Below are 16,201 nucleotides of genomic sequence, written 5' to 3' on the forward strand. Positions count from 1 at the left end.
GAACGAAACCATGTCCGACCCGAAGACTCCGCCCCCGCTACCCGGGGGCCCACCGCCGTTGCCGGCGGGCGTGACCGGCCCCGGCTCGCCGCGCGATGTACCACCCCTGCCGGGCAGCTTCCCGCTTGACCCGGCCACCCTGCCCGATCCGATCCGCGCCGAGATCGAGGCGCCGGATCCGGTCGCGCTCGATACCAGTGCCGAAGAGCTCAAGGACGGCCTGAACCGCTGCCCCAAGTGCGGCTCCACCGATGTGCGCCTCAAGCTGGGTACCGATGTGCTGGTCTGCCAGTTCTGCCGGAACGAATGGCATGGCGCGCTGGTCGAGCAGGAGTTCGGCCTGGGCGAAGGCCTGGACCAGCTGCGCGGCACCATCATCGCGTCGGGCGCACGCGACATCGAGGCCGGCACCGCCAGCCTGATGAGCTTCAAATGCACCGGCTGCGGCGCCGAAGTGACCATCAACACCGAAACCACCATGACCGCACGCTGCCACTGGTGCCGCCATGTGTTCGGCGTCAACGAACAGGTGTCCAACGGCGCGGTGCCCGATGCGGTGCTGCCGTTCCGCATCACGAAAGACGATGCGGTGGCGCGCATCCGCCAGTTCGTGGACAAGCGCCGCCTGTTCGCGCTGAAGGCGTTCAAGGAGCAGTTCACGCCCGAGAACGTGGTCGGCGTGTACATGCCCTACATGATCGTGGACAGCAATGTCAGCGCCAGCGTATCCGGCAAGGGCGAAATCCTGACCCGCCAGTACACCCGCGGCGAAGGCGACAAGAAAAAGACCTACTACGACGCCGATGTATACCAGGTGGACCGCGCGGTGGACTTTACCGTGGATGACCTGCCGCTGGAATCGTCGGCCGAACGCGGCAACCTGGATACCAAGGCCAATACCAACAACATCATCAATGCGATCCTGCCGTTCGATACCAAGAACGCGCTGAAGTGGAACGCATCGTACCTGCTGGGCTTCTCGTCCGAGAAGCGCACCCTGGACGTGGAAAAGATGAAGCCGCGGCTGGAAGACCAGTTGCTCTCCATCGCCCGCGCGCAGGTGGAAGGCTCGGTGCGCCGCTACGACCGCGGCGTGCGCTGGGAGCAGGAACGCGTGGACCTGCACGGCTCGCGCTGGGTATCCATGTACCTGCCGGTATGGCTGTATTCGTACCACCAGCCTGGCCGCAACGGCGGCATGCTGCATTACATCGCGGTCAACGGCCGTACCGGTGAAACCATGGGCAGCGTGCCGGTACAGCAGTGGAAGCTGCTGCTGGCCGCGCTCACCACCGGCACCATCGTTGAAGCCATCACCCTCTGGTTCCTGGTAGCAGCCTCATGAGCGATGACAGTGGACTCTGGTTGCTGCTGGCGGGTCCCGCCAGCGCGACCGCCTTGTACTGGGGCCTGTACCGGTACTACCGCAACACCGACAAGTCGCATGCGTTCGAGCGTGAGACCACGGTGGAGGCCAAGCCAGTGACCGGCTCGGACCGACAGGTCGACACCATCACGGGCACGCAGGAAACGCGGATCCGGGGCGACAACGTGCGTGAGTACCGCAAGCGGGTCGTGCGCAACAGCGGGTGAGGTAGAATGCCGCCACTTTCTGCCCTTCACATTATGGATGACCATGAAGAAGCTTGCCTTCCTTGCCCTGCTGCTCACCTCGCTGAGCCTTCTCACTGCCTGCGGCCGTGGCGGCGACAAGGCCACTGAGTCGAACGACCCGAAGGTCGGTGACCTGTATGCAGCGGTGCTTTCGGAATTTGCCGAGTTCCAGCAGCCGGGCGAAAAGGCCTACGGCCTGCTGAAGGTCATCAAGGTCGAGCCGGACACCGTCACCGTGGTCACCGACAGCAGCGCTTGGGATGACGAACTGTCGGCCAAGCGCGAGCTGCGTGGCGATCTCAAGGAGGTCGTGTGGGATATGGACGACGAGATCGTGGTGGCCCGCTCGGAGCTGGCGGAGATGCACCGCAAGGAGATCATCTTCGCCGTACGCCATGGCGAAGGAAATCAGTGATCGCCACTTGCATCGCGTCAGCCGCTTGAACCCTGGTCACGTGTGACAGGCGACGTCGATACACTGCGCCGTCGCCATTTGACGTGAAGAATCGTCAGTGCCTGGATCGTCATGGCGGAGCGTGTTCCTCCCGTGCGCCCGGTTGCCGCGCAGGTGGGCGCTTCCAGGGCCAGAAGCCCTCGACCTCCAGCACGACTGACCAGCTCAGGAAGGTGCGGATGATGACCAGCAGGCCCAACGACAATATCGCGTTCAGCGTGCTGTCCAGCGCCACGGTGCGGACAATGTCGGCGGCGACCAGGATCTCCAGGCCCAGCAACAGAGCGCGGCCCAGCCGACGCCGGTAGCGCTCGTAGCTGTCGGCATGGTCCTTGTGCTGGACCACCAGCGCCACGACGTAGACGGCGGTGGACACCAGGATCGTGGCAACAATGAGCGCGATGGCCAGCAACTCGATACCCAATGCCGACCATTCGACCCAGTGGATGGCGGAGGCTTGACTGGGCATGGCACGCGGGCTCCCGGAGCACTGCGGTGGCAGTGTTGCGCACAGGGTGGTGGCACGCAGATACCGCAGCCAGCGTTGAACTACGGAGCGCGACTCAGTAAATCTACGTGAGGGCAGCCGGCGACATCTTCGCGTGCACTGCACTGCGCCTGCACCCCGGTTGGACGCCACATGGCGCACGGTGGAGCGTATCGCCCCAGCCGGAACTGCCATGAGCGAGTCTGTCGCCCCCCTGCTTGCCGCCACACCCCCACGGCCTGCCCCGCGCCCGCGGGTGCTGTACCCGCTGAGTCTGACCATCAATGGGGCGCCGCATGCGCTGCAGGTCGAATCCTCCACCAGCCTGCTTGACCTGCTGCGTGAACGCCTTCAGCTGACCGGCACCAAGAAGGGCTGCGACCACGGGCAATGCGGGGCGTGCACCGTGCTGGTGGACGGGCGACGAATCAACAGCTGCCTGACCCTGGCGGTGATGCAGGACGGGGCACAGGTGCAGACCATCGAAGGCTTTGCCGACGGCGACGACCTGCATCCGCTGCAGCGGGCCTTCATCGCCTGCGATGCGCTGCAATGCGGGTACTGCACGCCCGGGCAGATCTGCTCCGCGCAGGGCCTCATCAACGAGGGCAAGGCGTGCAGCCGCGACCAGGTGCGCGAGCTGATGAGCGGCAACGTCTGCCGCTGCGGCGCCTACCCGCAGATCACCGAGGCAGTCATGTCCGTGTTGGAAACGGATCAATCTCCACGAACCGACGCCCCGGCGTCTGAATGGGTTCCAGGAACGGTGCCGGCATGATTCCGGCCACCTACCAGCGACCCGATACGATCGCCTACGCCCTGCAGGCCCTGGCCGGCTCCGCCGGCAGCAACGATATACGGCCCGTTGCGGGCGGCACCAACCTGCTGGACCTGATGAAGCTGCAGCTGGTCACCCCGGCCGCACTGGTCGACGTGAACCGGCTGCCGCTGGATCGCATCGAAGCACGCGATGACGGCGGCCTGCGCCTGGGCGCTACGGCGCGCAACGCCGACACGGCCTGGCACCCGCTGGTGGAGCGCGACTACCCGTTGCTGTCAGCCGCCATGCTCGCCGCCGCATCCCCGCAGATCCGCAACATGGCCAGCAACGGGGGCAACCTGCTGCAGCGCACTCGCTGCACGTACTTCTACGACCGCGCCACTCCCTGCAACAAGCGTGAGCCGGGCAGCGGCTGCTCTGCCATCGGCGGGTTGACCCGCCACCACGCCATCCTCGGCGCGAGCGAGTACTGCATCGCCACCCACCCGTCGGACATGTGCGTGGCCCTTGCCGCCCTGGACGCAGTAGTGCATGTAGCCAGCGTGCGCGGTGAACGCGCGATTCCGTTCGCCGACTTCCATCGGCTGCCCGGGAACACGCCCGATGTCGACACCTCGCTTGCCGCCGATGAACTGATCCTTCGCATCGAGCTGCCCCCGGCCATGCGCTTTGCCGCCCACAGCGCGTATCTGAAGGTGCGCGAACGCCTGTCCTACGCATTCGCGCTGGTCTCGGTCGCGGCCGCACTGGATATCGGGCCGGATGGCACCATCCGCGCTGCGCGACTGGCACTGGGCAGCGTGGCGCACAAGCCGTGGCGAGTGGCTGCCGCCGAAGCGGCATTGGAGGGCGCACGACCCGGGGCCGAAGCCTTTGCCGCCGCCGCTGAGGCACTGCTGCAGGGCGCGGTGTCGCAGGGCCAGAACGCCTTCAAGATCCCGCTGGCCCGGCGCACGGTGATCCGCGCGCTCGAAACCGCCGCACGTGGCACCGTCGACAACCAGGGCAGCTCGCGCCCCCAACCGGAGACGCCGGCATGAATCTTCCCAACCCGCTCCATCCGCCGGTAGCACCGGCAGGCACCGGGCACGTGCCGACCGGCACCGCTACGCCGCGCATTGACGGGCGCGCCAAGGTCACCGGCCAGGCGCGCTACGCCGCCGAGTGGCCGGCGCTGGACCTGGTGTACGGGGTGGCGGTCAACAGCACCGTCGCCAAGGGAAGGATTCTGGGCTTCAGCCTGGACGCCGCCCTGGCAGTCCCTGGCGTGCTGCGCATTCTCACCCACGACAACCGCCCGCGGATGCGCAGTGCAGGTGTGTTTTACAAGGACATGACCGCGCCGGCCGGCAGCCCGTTCCGCCCCCTGTACGACGCCACCGTGCTCTACAGCGGCCAGCCGGTCGCGCTGGTATTGGCCGAGACATTCGAAGCCGCCCGCGAGGCTGCCGAACGCGTGGAGGTGCACTACGACGTCGAGGAGCACGACACCAACCTGTTGGCTGCCATGGCCCGGGCACGCCCACCGAAGAAGCTGAAAGCAGGCTTTTCCGCGCCGCCCAAAGACAAGGGCGAGCCCGATGACGCGTTCACGCAGGCGCCCTTCCAGGTCACCGCCGATTTCTACCACGGCGTGGAACACCACAACCCGATGGAGCTGTTCGCCAGCACGGTGATCCGCGGGGATGACGGGCACTTGACCATCTACGACAAGACACAGGGGTCGCAGAACAGCCGGTGGTACGTATCGCATGTGTTCGGCCTGCCCAAGCGGAAAGTGACGGTGCGCAACCCGTATGTGGGTGGTGCCTTTGGCGCGGGGCTGCGCCCGCAGTATCAGCTGCCGCTGGCCGTGATGGGCTCGCTGGCGCTGGAAAAATCGGTGCGGGTAGTGCTGACCCGGCAGCAGATGTTCACCTTCGGCCACCGCGCCGAGACCGTGCAGCGGGTGAAGCTGGGCGCGGACGCCGACGGCACCCTGCGCTCGATCTGGCACGAGGCCGTGGGGGAAACCTCACGTATCGAGGATTATGTGGAAGTAGTGGTCAACTGGAGCGGCCAGTTGTACCGCTGCGACAACGTGCATCTGGGTTACAAGGTGGTGGACCTGGACCAGTACACCCCGATCGACATGCGCGCACCCGGTGCGGCCCACGGCGTGCATGCGCTGGAAGTGGCAATGGACGAGCTGGCCGCCGGCCTCGGCATGGACCCGCTGGCGCTGCGCCTGAAGAACTATGCCGAGGTCAACCCGGCCGACGGCAAGCCCTATTCGAGCAAGGCACTGCGTGAATGCTACGAGCAGGGCGCAGCCCGCTTCGGGTGGGCCGACCGCCCGCAGCAGCCGCGTTCGCGCCGCGAAGGCAATGAGTGGGTCGGTTGGGGCATGGCCACCGGTCAATGGGATGCCATGCAGATGTTCGCCCGCGCGCGCGCGGTGCTGCATGCCGATGGCCAGTTGGTGGTGAGCAGCGCCGCCAGCGACATTGGGACCGGCACCTATACCGTGATGAGCATGATCGCCGCCGAAGCGCTGGGTCTGCCGCTGGAGCAGGTGACCTTCCAGCTGGGCGATTCCACCCTGCCGGTGGCCCCGATCGAAGGCGGCTCCTCGCACGTCAGCACCGTAGGCTCGGCGGTGGAGGGCGCCTGCACCAAACTACGCCGCCGGTTGCTGGCACTGGCGCGGTTGGCGCCCGGAACCGCGTTCGCGCGCGCCCGTCTGGAGGATGTGGTGTTCCGCGATGGCACCCTGGCGCTCCGCGACGACCCCGCCAGCGCGGTACCGCTGACCACGCTGCTGGCCGGGGCTGAGCGAGCCAGCATCGAGGCCAGTTACCTGCTGCTGCCGAACCTGCTGGAGCAACGCAGGTTCACCCGCGCCACCCACAGTGCCGTGTTTGTCGAAGTGCGGGTCGACGAAGACCTGGGCACCGTGCGGGTGATGCGGGTGGTCAGCGCAATTGCCGCCGGGCGCATCCTCAACCCGACCACGGCACGCAGCCAGATCATCGGCGGCGTGGTGTGGGGCATCGGCGCGGCCCTGCACGAGCACACCGAGGCCGACCATCGGTTTGGCCGCTTCATGAACCGCGATTTCGCCCAGTACCACGTCTCGGTCAACGCCGACATCCACGACGTGGACGTGGTGTTTGTGGATGAAGATGACCGGGTGGTCAGCAGCCTGGGCGCCAAGGGCGTGGGCGAAATCGGCTTGGTGGGGGTATCCGCCGCGATCAGCAATGCGATTTTCCACGCCACCGGAAAGCGCATCCGCAGCACCCCGATCACCCCGGACAAGGTGATGCGCTGACGTGAAATGGCGATCACGCAGGAATCGCCAAACTGGGCCATTCCCTGCCACCCATACGCACTGATGAGGCCGTTGATCAGCGTAGAGGAAGCCGATGCCGTGCTTCGTTCCAGCACTCCCGACGTCGTCACCGAGCAGATCGCCCTGCCGGAAGCGGTCGGCCGCGTGCTGGCACAGGCCGTGGTCGCCGAAGGCCCGCAACCGCCGTTCGACCGGGTCATGATGGACGGGGTGGCCACCCGCTGGCAGCCGGTGATGCCCGCCGTGCTCCGCGTTGCCGGTGCGCAGATGGCCGGTATGCACGGCCAGGTCCTGGAGGACCCGGGCAGCTGCATCGAGGTTTCGACCGGCGCCGTGCTTCCCGAGGGCTGCGACTGCATCGTGCCGATCGAACAGCTGGAACGTACCGCCGACGGCTATGCACTGCGCGCTACGGCCACGCCGGTCGCCGGCCAGTTCATCCACCGCCGTGGAACCGATTGCGCCGCCGGCACGCCGGTGCTGGCGCCCGGCAGCCGCATTGGCGCCCCCCAGATGGCACTGCTGGCCGCCAACGGCGTGGCCCGGGTGACCGTCGCGCGGTTGCCCCGCGTGGCCATCGTCGCTACCGGCGATGAGCTGGTGGACGTGGGCGCAGCACTGCCACCGGGGCGGATCCGGCGTTCCAACGACCTGGCCTTGATGGCCGCGCTGCAGGCGGCCGGCCTGGGCCGCGCCTCCCTGCATCATCTGGCAGACGATCCCGCCCTGCTTGCCGAGGCGCTGGGCCGGCTGCTGGTGTCGCACGACACGCTGGTGCTGTCCGGCGGTGTTTCCATGGGGCAGCGCGACTACCTGCCCGACACGCTGGCGGCGCTGGGCGTGCGTTGCCACTTCCACGGCATCGCACAGCGCCCGGGCAAGCCCATGTGGTATGGCGTGGGGCCTGAAGGTCAGCGGGTCTTCGCGCTACCGGGCAACCCGGTTTCGTCGCTGGTCTGCCTGATCCGTTACGTACGTCCGGCGCTGCTGGCGGGCATGGGCGCTGCACCCGCTGCAGCGGAGCAGGTTCCCCTCGCCACCGCCCTGCCCGCCTTTGCGCTGGCCCAGTTCATCCCGGTCCATCTGCATGAGGATGACGCCGGCAATGCGGTGGCCGAGCCCGTGGCCTCGCGGAATTCCGGCGATTTCACGGCGTTGGCCGGCACCGCCGGCGTGCTGGAACTTGCCGCCGGCCGCGTGGGTGCAGCAGGCCAGCCACTGCGGCTGCACCGGTGGTGAGATGAGCGCACCCACACCCCTCCTGGATCGCCGCAATCGACCCCTGCGCGACCTGCGCATCTCGGTCATGGACCGCTGCAACTTCCGCTGCACCTACTGCATGCCGGCGTCGACCTACGGCGAGGACTATGCGTTCCTGCCGCCGGAAGCGCGGTTGAGCTTCGACGAAATCGAACGCGTATGCCGCCAGGCTGCGGCACTGGGCGTGAGCAAGCTGCGCCTGACCGGCGGCGAACCGCTGCTCCGCCCGCAGTTGCCCGACCTGATCCGCCGCCTGCGTCGCATCGACGGCATCGACGATATCGCCCTTACTACCAACGGGGTGCTGCTCGACCGGCAATCGAACGCATTGGCTGACGCGGGCCTGGACCGGGTCACGGTCAGCCTGGATACGCTGGATCCCGCGCTGTTCCGCCAGATCAGCGGCGGGCGTGGCGACGTGGATGCCGTGCTGCGCGGGATCGATGCGGCCAAGGACGCTGGCTTCCGTGACGGGGTGAAGATCAACGCCGTGCTGCAGCGCGGGCGCAACGACGCCGGCGCGCTCGACCTGGTTGAACGCTTCCGTGGCAGCAGCGTGGTGCTGCGCTTCATCGAGTTCATGGACGTGGGCAACCGCAGCGGCTGGTCGGCCGACTGCGTGGTCAGCTCGCAGGAACTGCACGCCCGCATCGACGCCCGCTGGCCGCTGCTGGCGTTGCCGCCCCGCCATCCGGGCGAAGTCGCCACCCGCTACCGCTTCGTCGATGGCGCCGGTGAAATCGGCCTGATCTCGTCCATCTCCAAGCCGTTCTGCGGCGACTGCACCCGGGCGCGGCTGTCCTCGGAAGGCCAGCTCTATACCTGTCTGTTCGCCACCCGCGGCACCGACCTGCGCGGCCTGCTGCGGGCCAGCGCGGACGACGCCGCCCTTCGCGCAGTGCTGGCGGGGGTGTGGTCGGCCCGCAACGACCGTTACAGCGAACTGCGCGGCCGCCCGGCGTCCAAGCCCGGGCGCCGCATCGAAATGCACTACATAGGTGGATGATGGAACCCAATCCTTCCCTGCTCTCGCACCTGGACGCCGATGCACGGCCGCGCATGGTCGATGTAGGCGGCAAGACCGCCACCGACCGGGTGGCACACGCCCAGGCCCGGGTGCGCTTCCCGCCCGAGGTCGCCATCCAGCTGCGCGAGGCCGGCTTCGTGCTGCCGAAGGGCGCGGTGCTGACCGTGGCCCACATTGCCGGGGTGATGGGCGCCAAGGTCACCCCGCAGTTGATTCCCCTGTGCCACCCGCTTGCCCTGCAGCGCTGCGACATCACCATCGACATGGACGGTGACAGTGCGGTGGTCGACTGCACGGTCGCCTGCCACGGCACCACCGGCGTCGAGATGGAAGCCCTGACCGGGGCCAGCATTGCCGCGCTCACGCTGTATGACATGTGCAAGGCCCTTTCGCACGCCATCGTGATCGAGCAGGTGCGGCTGGTGTCCAAACGCGGCGGCAAGTCCGACCTGGACCATCCGTCATGAGTGCACCGCTGTCGGCACTGTTGCTCACCGGTGGCGCGAGCCGCCGCATGCAGGCCGACAAGGCACTGCTGGATTACGCCGGGCAGCCGCAGCTGCTGCGCGCCTGGGCCCTGCTGCGGCATATCGAGCTGGTGCAGGCGTTTGTCTCGCTCCGGCCGGACCAGCGCAGCGAAATGTTGCGGGGCAGCCTGCCCGCTCTGGCCGACAGCGTTGACAGCGTGGGTCCGGTAGCCGGCATCCTCTCCGCGCAGCAGGCCTACCCCGGGCACGCATGGCTGGTGATCGCCTGTGACCTGCCTCTGCTGGATGCGCGCACACTGCGGTCACTGGTGTCGGCACGACAACCGGGCAAGGACGCCACCGTGTTCGTCAGTCGCCACGACGGCCTTCCAGAGCCACTCTGTGCCATCTGGGAGCCGTCATCGGCACCGCTGCTGCGCCAGCGCTTCGAGGCGCACCACTTCTGCCCGCGCGAGGCGCTGCTGCAGTTGCAGATCCATGCGCTGCCCTCCCCTGGCAACGCGTTGGACAACGTCAATACCCCTGGCGAGCTGCTGCAGGCGCGCCAGCAACTGGAACCGAACTGATGCCCCAGGTTGAACTCAACTATTTCGCGCAGCTGCGCGAACAGGCCAACATGGGCGCCGAGCGCGTGGACACCGACGCAGACTCGCTTGGCACCCTCTACCAACAGCTGCAGGCCAGGCACGGCTTCACGCTGCCGGCGTCGGCGCTGCGGGTCGCGGTGAACGAGCGCTTCTGCGGTTGGGAACAGCCCCTGCAGGACGGCGACACCGTGGTGTTCATTCCGCCGGTCAACGGCGGATGAGCGCGTTTTCGGTGAGCGCGTCTGCGCTGGATGTTCCCGCCCTGCGCTCGGCATTGCAGAACCCCGCCCACGGCGCCTTCTGTGCGTTCGAAGGCTGGGTGCGCAACCGCAACGACGGTCGCGACGTGGAAGGGCTGGAGTACGAGGTGTACACCGCGCTGGCCCAGATCGAGGGCGAGGCGATCCTGGACGAAGCCCGCGAGCGCTTCGGCGACATCGACGCCATCGGCGTACACCGCAGCGGACGCCTGGCCGTAGGCGAGCTGGCCGTATGGGTCGGCGTCTCTTCGCCCCACCGCGACGCCGCCTTCGGCGCATGCCGCTACATCATCGATGCGATCAAACACCGGCTGCCGGTCTGGAAGAAGGAGCTGTACGTGGAAGGCGACAGCGAGTGGGTGGTCTGCTCGCACGGCGGCAACCCCCATTCACACAGCGCTTCACCGCATGCCGACCCCCGCTGAACCATCATCGTCGTACCGACCCCGTGAGCCAGGCTGCAGCAGCCAACGAGGAGCCACCGCATGAGCACGCCCCCCCAGCTATCCCTTTCCCGCCGCGACGTGCTGAAACTCGGCGCCGGCTCGGCCACGAGCATGGTGATCCCCACCGTGGTCGCCGAAGCCCAGGGAAATACCGCCGGCGCACGCGCGCCGGTGACCGCCGAGGTGACCTTCGAGGTCAATGGCAAGCCCCGCACGCTGCAGGTGGACACCCGCGTCACCCTGCTGGATGCACTGCGTGAGCACCTGCAGCTGACCGGCACCAAGAAGGGCTGCGATCACGGACAATGCGGTGCCTGCACCGTGCTGGTCGATGGCCGCCGCATCAACGCGTGCCTGACCCTGGCGGTGATGCACCCGGGCGCGAAGATCACCACCATCGAAGGGCTCGGCGCTCCGGACAGACTGCACCCGATGCAGGCCGCGTTCGTCAAACACGATGGCTACCAGTGCGGCTACTGTACCCCCGGGCAGATCTGCTCGGCGGTGGCAGTGCTGCAGGAAGTGCGCGACAACATTCCCAGCCACGTCACCGATGACCTGGCCGCCCGCGCCACGCTGACCGCCGATGAGATCCGCGAACGCATGAGCGGCAACATCTGCCGCTGCGGCGCCTATTCCAACATCGTCGAGGCGATCGAAGACGTCGGAGGAACGCGCGCATGAGGGCCTTCACTTATGAGCGTGCCACTACCCCGGCCCAAGCGGCCGCAGCGGCCGCCCGCACCCAGGGCGCGCGCTTCATTGCCGGGGGCACCAACCTGCTGGACCTGATGAAGCTGGAGATCGAGACGCCGGCGCACCTGATCGACGTCAACGGGTTGGCGCTGGACACCATCGAAGCGACCGCTGACGGCGGCCTGCGCGTCGGTGCACTGGTGCGCAACACCGACCTGGCGGCCGACCGGCGTATCCGCCGCGACTACGCCCTGCTCACCCGCGCACTGGTGGCCGGCGCCTCCGGCCAGCTGCGCAACAAGGCCACTACCGCCGGCAACCTGCTGCAGCGCACTCGGTGCCCCTACTTCTACGACACCGCGCAGCCATGCAATAAACGCCTGCCGGGCAGTGGCTGCGGCGCCATCGGTGGCTTCAGCCGACAGCTGGCCGTGGTCGGCACCAGTGCCGCATGCATCGCCACCCATCCGAGCGACATGGCGGTGGCGATGATGGCGCTGGATGCCGTGGTGGAGACGCTGCGCCCCGACGGATCCAGCCGGCGCATTCCATTGAACGACCTGTACCGCGCGCCGGGCACCACCCCGCACCTCGAGACGGTGCTGGAGAAAGGCGAACTGATCGCCGCGGCCATTCTGCCCGCTCCGCTTGGCGGCACCCATATCTACCGCAAGGTGCGTGACCGTGCCTCCTACGCGTTTGCACTGGTGTCGGTGGCGGCGGTGCTGCAACCGGATGGCAGCGGGCGGGTTGCACTGGGCGGCGTGGCCTACAAACCGTGGCGCAAGCCGGAAGCGGACGCCCTGCTTCCGCAGGGCGCTGCCGCGGTCATGGCCAAACTGCTGGAGGGCGCTTCGCCCTCGCCGCAGAACGCCTTCAAGGTGCAGCTGGCCGAGCGCACGCTCGCCGCCGTCCTCCAGCAAGCGAAGGGATAAGCCATGAAATTCGACACCCCCGCCGGCACCAACCCCATCGACCAGCTGCAGGTGGTGGGCAAGCCGCTGAACCGGATCGACGGCCCGCTGAAGACAACCGGCCATGCTACGTACGCCTACGAGTGGCACGATGCCGTGCCAAACGCCGCATACGGTTACGTAGTCACCGCCGGCATTGCCAAGGGCCGGGTGACGTCGATGGAACTCGACGCCGCGCGCCGCTCGCCCGGTGTGCTGGCCATCGTGACCGCCGACAATGCCGGTCCATTGAACAAGTCGCAGCGCAATGCCGCCCCGCTGCTGGGCGGCCCGGACATCACGCACTACCACCAGGCGCTGGCGCTGGTGGTCGCGGAAACCTTTGAACAGGCGCGCGCCGCAGCTGGGCTGGTGAGGCTGCGCTATGCCACCCAACAGGGTGCCTATGACCTGGCTGCAGCCAAAAAGGCAGGCACGAATTTCCAGAAGACCGATCCGGACGCGCGCGTCGGTGACTTTGAAAAGGCCTTCGGCGACGCACCGGTCACGCTGGATGCGATGTACCACACGCCGGACCAGTCGCACGCCATGATGGAACCGCATGCCACGCTGGCCGCCTGGGAAGGCGACAAGCTGACGGTGTGGACCTCCAACCAGATGATCGATTGGGGCAGGACGGACCTGGCCAAGACGCTGGGCCTGCCCAAGGACAATGTGCGGCTGATCTCGCCCTATATCGGCGGCGGCTTCGGCGGCAAGCTGTTCGTGCGCTCCGATGTGGTGCTGGCCGCGCTCGGTGCGCGCGCTGCCAAGCGCCCGGTCAAGGTAGCGCTGTCGCGGCCGATGGTGGCCAACAACACCACCCACCGCCCGGCCACGCTGCAGCGGATCCGGCTGGGTGCGACCGCCGAGGGCACCCTGACTGCGATCGGTCACGAATCGTGGTCGGGCAACCTGCCCGGCGGCTCGCCCGAAGAAGCGGTACAGCAGACCAAGCTGCTGTACGCCGGCGCCAACCGGCTGGCCGGACTGCGCCTGGCGCACCTGGACCTGCCGGAAGGCAACGCCATGCGCGCGCCGGGCGAAACGCCCGGATTGATGGCGCTGGAAATCGCGATGGACGAAATGGCCGAAAAGCTGGACCTGGATCCCATCGAGTTCCGCATCCGCAATGACACCCAGGTGGATCCGGCCAATCCGGAACGCCCGTTCTCCAAACGCCAGCTGGTGCAGTGCCTGCGCGAGGGTGCCAGGCGCTTCGGCTGGGACCAGCGCAACGCCCGCCCTGGCACCCGGCGCGACGGCCGCTGGCTGGTCGGCATGGGCGTGGCCGCAGGCTTCCGCAACAACCTCGTCATGAAATCGGGCGCACGCGTACGGCTGGATGGCAGCGGCCGGGTCACGGTGGAAACCGACATGACCGACATCGGCACCGGCAGCTACACCATCCTCGGCCAGACTGCCGCGGAAATGCTCGGCGTGCCGCTGGAGCAGGTTACGGTGAAACTGGGCGACTCCAGCTTCCCCGCCTCGGCCGGTTCGGGCGGCCAATGGGGCGCCAACAGTTCCACCGCCGGTGTGTTCGCCGCCTGCACCAAGCTGCGCGAGGCCGTAGCGGGAAAGCTGGGTCTGGACCCGGCGAAAGCCACCTTCGCCAAGGGCAAGGTCAGCGATGGCGGCAAGAGCGTCGCGCTGGGCAAGGCCGCGGCCGACGGCGAGCTGGTGGTGGAAGACACCATCGAGTTCGCCGAACTGGAAGAGAAGTTCCAGCAGTCCACCTTTGCCGCGCATTTCGTCGAAGTGGGCGTGGATGTTGCCACCGGCGAAAGCCGGATCCGGCGCATGCTGGCGGTGTGCGCCGCCGGGCGCATCCTCAACCCCAAAACCGCGCGCAGCCAGGTGATCGGCGCGATGACCATGGGCGTGGGCGCCGCGCTTTCCGAAGAGCTGGCGGTGGATACGCGGCTGGGCTTCTTCGTCAACCACGACCTGGCCGGCTACGAAGTGCCCGTGCATGCCGACATCCCCCACCAGGAAGTGGTTTTCCTGGACGAGACCGATCCGGTGTCGTCGCCGATGAAGGCCAAGGGCGTGGGCGAACTCGGCCTGTGCGGTGTCAGTGCGGCGGTGGCCAATGCGATCTACAACGCCACCGGCACCCGCGTGCGCGAGTATCCGATCACGCTGGACAAGCTGCTGGCCGGGCTGCCTGCACTGGAATGAGTGCCGATCTGGTCACTACGCCGCTGGATGCCGAGGACGGTAACCCCGGCCTCGTGTTCGAGGCGACCCTCGATGCGCTGTACGAGGGTCGCCGCGCGGCGCTGGCCGTGGTGCTCGAAACCGAGGGTTCCACCTATACCCGCGCCGGCACGGTGGTGCTGTTTTCTGATCACGGCCACGTCGGGTGGCTGAGCGGTGGCTGCCTGGAACCGGAGATTGAACGCCGAGCGATGCAGGCCGTGGACGGGAACACCTTGGCGTGGATGGAGATCGATACCCGCGATGATGACGCATTGTTTGCCGGCAACGCGGTGGGATGCCGGGGGCGGCAGCGGGTGGTGTTGATTCCGCTGGCAGCGCTTGCCGGCATTGATGGCGTGTTTGGCCGGTGGCTGCGGGGAGAGGGAACGCTGGAGCTCAGGCTGCACAGTGACGGAGCACTGCAATGGCGCTGCGGCGCTATGCGTCTTTCCCATGACATCGCCAGTCCGCCGGTCGACTGGGAAGCCCCTCGCGCGGAGTGGCAGCTGCAATGGCGGCGTGCGCCGCGCGTGGTGGTGTTGGGGGCTGGGCCGGAGGCCGCGCCATTGCTGCCCTTGTTGAGGGGCCTGGGATGGCGGGTGGAGATTCATGAGCCACGGGAGCGGTGGCGGGAGCGGCTTGCTGTTGTCGCGACACCCGACCAACGGTCGGGTGCTACCGGGGGTTCGTCCACTGATTGCAGGACGCGGTGGACGAACGCGCCGTTGCCGGATGCGGTGCTGGTGATGCACCACAACTTCGAGCTGGACCGCGAGGCGTTGGACGCGCTGGCGGCCACGGCCATTCCGTTCATCGGATTGCTGGGGCCAGGACGACGGCGCGATGACCTGTTCACCGTGCTGTCCCCCGAAACGCGGGCATCGCTTTCCCCTCGCCTGCGTTCGCCCATCGGGCTGGGACTGGGTGGGCGGGGGCCGGAGGCCATTGCACTGAGCATTGCCGCGCAGCTGCAGGCGTGGCGGCACGGCGTGCCGGAACTGCCGTGATGAACGCCCATGCCGCCGTGGTACTGGCCGCCGGCGCAAGCACGCGGCTGGGTCGCCCCAAACAGCTCCTGCGCCGCGACGGCGAGACCCTGCTGCACCGGATGGTCCGGTTGACAGCCGCTACAGCACCTTCACTGCTGGTGGTCGTGCTGCCTGAGGCCTCCGGAGCGCTCAGGGACGCGGTGGCCGACCTCGATTGCGTGCATGCGCTCAATCCCGACGCGCAGCGCGGCATGGGCAGCAGCCTGGTGGTCGCCGCGCCTGCCGTGCAGGCATCCGCACGGGTGCTTGTGGTGGCCTGCGACCAGCCCGCGCTGGAGGCTGCGCATCTGCACGCGTTGCTGGAGAGCGCCAGCCAGTCCACCTCAGGCTGCGCGGCTACCCTGTTGCCCGGCGCGCTCGGCGTGCCGGCGGTGGTGCCCGGCGCGTGGTTCGCCGACCTCGCCGATGGGCAGGGTGACAGCGGCTTCCGCGCACGGCTGCGTGCGCTGGAACCCGGAACGGTCGGCGTGCTGCACGCCCCTGCCCTCGCGCTGGATATCGATACCCCCGACGATCTGCGCGCCGCGCACGAACTGGGACTGATCGACGACTGACGTCGT

18 protein-coding genes are annotated in these 16,201 nt (G+C 67.8%); 17 read left to right on the forward strand and 1 reads right to left on the reverse strand.

The genetic code is table 11. The annotated features are described in order from the left end of the window. The first annotated feature begins 10 nt into the window (after positions 1–10). From ACGFZ3_RS17250 to ACGFZ3_RS17260, 3 genes are read left to right on the forward strand one after another with little or no spacing between them, the layout of a single operon-like run. Positions 11–1,345 (forward strand): TFIIB-type zinc ribbon-containing protein, encoded by a 1,335-nt coding sequence (locus tag ACGFZ3_RS17250; RefSeq protein ID WP_392923923.1) that lies wholly within the window; start codon positions 11–13, stop codon positions 1,343–1,345. Further along, on the forward strand, positions 1,342–1,593 hold the full coding sequence (locus tag ACGFZ3_RS17255) for a hypothetical protein (protein WP_093535649.1): 252 nt from the start codon (positions 1,342–1,344) through the stop codon (positions 1,591–1,593). The genes ACGFZ3_RS17250 and ACGFZ3_RS17255 overlap by 4 nt, the downstream gene beginning before the upstream one ends. Positions 1,594–1,636: 43 nt before the next feature. After that, a complete protein-coding gene (locus ACGFZ3_RS17260) occupies positions 1,637–2,029 on the forward strand; it encodes a hypothetical protein (protein ID WP_392923927.1) in 393 nt (130 codons plus the stop codon). 109 nt (positions 2,030–2,138) lie between these two features. On the opposite strand, the gene ACGFZ3_RS17265 is transcribed toward ACGFZ3_RS17260, so the two are convergent. Beyond that, complete coding sequence (locus tag ACGFZ3_RS17265; protein WP_392923929.1) at positions 2,139–2,537, reverse strand: DUF1622 domain-containing protein; 399 nt, start codon at positions 2,535–2,537, stop codon at positions 2,139–2,141. A gap of 211 nt (positions 2,538–2,748) precedes the next feature. Here ACGFZ3_RS17265 and ACGFZ3_RS17270 point away from each other — a divergent pair, with 211 nt between their 5' ends. The 14 genes from ACGFZ3_RS17270 to ACGFZ3_RS17335 all read left to right on the forward strand — a co-directional run bounded on the left by ACGFZ3_RS17270 (position 2,749) and on the right by ACGFZ3_RS17335 (position 16,195). Continuing rightward, the gene (locus ACGFZ3_RS17270; protein WP_392923932.1) at positions 2,749–3,333 is read left to right on the forward strand and encodes a (2Fe-2S)-binding protein; all 585 of its coding nucleotides are present in this window, start codon (positions 2,749–2,751) and stop codon (positions 3,331–3,333) included. Next, entirely contained in the window at positions 3,306–4,376 is a 1,071-nt protein-coding gene (locus ACGFZ3_RS17275) for an FAD binding domain-containing protein (protein WP_392923935.1), read from the forward strand. Before ACGFZ3_RS17270 ends, ACGFZ3_RS17275 begins: the two co-directional genes overlap by 28 nt. After that, positions 4,373–6,649, forward strand: coding sequence for a xanthine dehydrogenase family protein molybdopterin-binding subunit (locus ACGFZ3_RS17280; protein WP_392923937.1), 2,277 nt, complete (start codon positions 4,373–4,375; stop codon positions 6,647–6,649). Before ACGFZ3_RS17275 ends, ACGFZ3_RS17280 begins: the two co-directional genes overlap by 4 nt. A 63-nt stretch (positions 6,650–6,712) precedes the next feature. Beyond that, entirely contained in the window at positions 6,713–7,909 is a 1,197-nt protein-coding gene (locus ACGFZ3_RS17285) for a molybdopterin molybdotransferase MoeA (protein WP_392923939.1), read from the forward strand. A 1-nt stretch (position 7,910) separates the two neighbouring features. Beyond that, positions 7,911–8,936, forward strand: a complete 1,026-nt coding sequence (gene moaA / locus ACGFZ3_RS17290; RefSeq protein ID WP_392923941.1) for a GTP 3',8-cyclase MoaA — start codon at positions 7,911–7,913, stop codon at positions 8,934–8,936. Beyond that, positions 8,933–9,424 carry a cyclic pyranopterin monophosphate synthase MoaC gene (gene moaC, locus ACGFZ3_RS17295; protein WP_392923944.1) on the forward strand — a complete coding sequence of 164 codons (492 nt, stop codon included), beginning with the start codon at positions 8,933–8,935 and terminating at the stop codon, positions 9,422–9,424. The genes moaA and moaC overlap by 4 nt, the downstream gene beginning before the upstream one ends. Next, complete coding sequence (locus ACGFZ3_RS17300; RefSeq protein ID WP_392923947.1) at positions 9,421–10,011, forward strand: NTP transferase domain-containing protein; 591 nt, start codon at positions 9,421–9,423, stop codon at positions 10,009–10,011. The genes moaC and ACGFZ3_RS17300 overlap by 4 nt, the downstream gene beginning before the upstream one ends. Further along, the gene (locus tag ACGFZ3_RS17305; protein ID WP_392923949.1) at positions 10,011–10,253 is read left to right on the forward strand and encodes a MoaD/ThiS family protein; all 243 of its coding nucleotides are present in this window, start codon (positions 10,011–10,013) and stop codon (positions 10,251–10,253) included. Before ACGFZ3_RS17300 ends, ACGFZ3_RS17305 begins: the two co-directional genes overlap by 1 nt. Then, positions 10,250–10,717, forward strand: a complete 468-nt coding sequence (locus tag ACGFZ3_RS17310; protein WP_392923951.1) for a molybdenum cofactor biosynthesis protein MoaE — start codon at positions 10,250–10,252, stop codon at positions 10,715–10,717. The genes ACGFZ3_RS17305 and ACGFZ3_RS17310 overlap by 4 nt, the downstream gene beginning before the upstream one ends. A 60-nt stretch (positions 10,718–10,777) precedes the next feature. Beyond that, a complete protein-coding gene (gene paoA, locus ACGFZ3_RS17315) occupies positions 10,778–11,422 on the forward strand; it encodes an aldehyde dehydrogenase iron-sulfur subunit PaoA (protein WP_392923954.1) in 645 nt (214 codons plus the stop codon). Then, on the forward strand, positions 11,419–12,369 hold the full coding sequence (locus ACGFZ3_RS17320) for an FAD binding domain-containing protein (RefSeq protein ID WP_392923957.1): 951 nt from the start codon (positions 11,419–11,421) through the stop codon (positions 12,367–12,369). Before paoA ends, ACGFZ3_RS17320 begins: the two co-directional genes overlap by 4 nt. Positions 12,370–12,372: 3 nt before the next feature. Continuing rightward, positions 12,373–14,571 (forward strand): aldehyde oxidoreductase molybdenum-binding subunit PaoC, encoded by a 2,199-nt coding sequence (paoC, locus tag ACGFZ3_RS17325; RefSeq protein ID WP_392923960.1) that lies wholly within the window; start codon positions 12,373–12,375, stop codon positions 14,569–14,571. After that, positions 14,568–15,599 (forward strand): XdhC family protein, encoded by a 1,032-nt coding sequence (locus tag ACGFZ3_RS17330; RefSeq protein WP_392923963.1) that lies wholly within the window; start codon positions 14,568–14,570, stop codon positions 15,597–15,599. The genes paoC and ACGFZ3_RS17330 overlap by 4 nt, the downstream gene beginning before the upstream one ends. Beyond that, positions 15,596–16,195 carry an NTP transferase domain-containing protein gene (locus ACGFZ3_RS17335; protein ID WP_392923966.1) on the forward strand — a complete coding sequence of 200 codons (600 nt, stop codon included), beginning with the start codon at positions 15,596–15,598 and terminating at the stop codon, positions 16,193–16,195. The genes ACGFZ3_RS17330 and ACGFZ3_RS17335 overlap by 4 nt, the downstream gene beginning before the upstream one ends. Positions 16,196–16,201 lie beyond the last annotated feature (6 nt).

It is taken from the genome of Stenotrophomonas sp. NPDC047960 (assembly GCF_043204395.1).
Taxonomy (GTDB): Bacteria; Pseudomonadota; Gammaproteobacteria; order Xanthomonadales; family Xanthomonadaceae; genus Stenotrophomonas.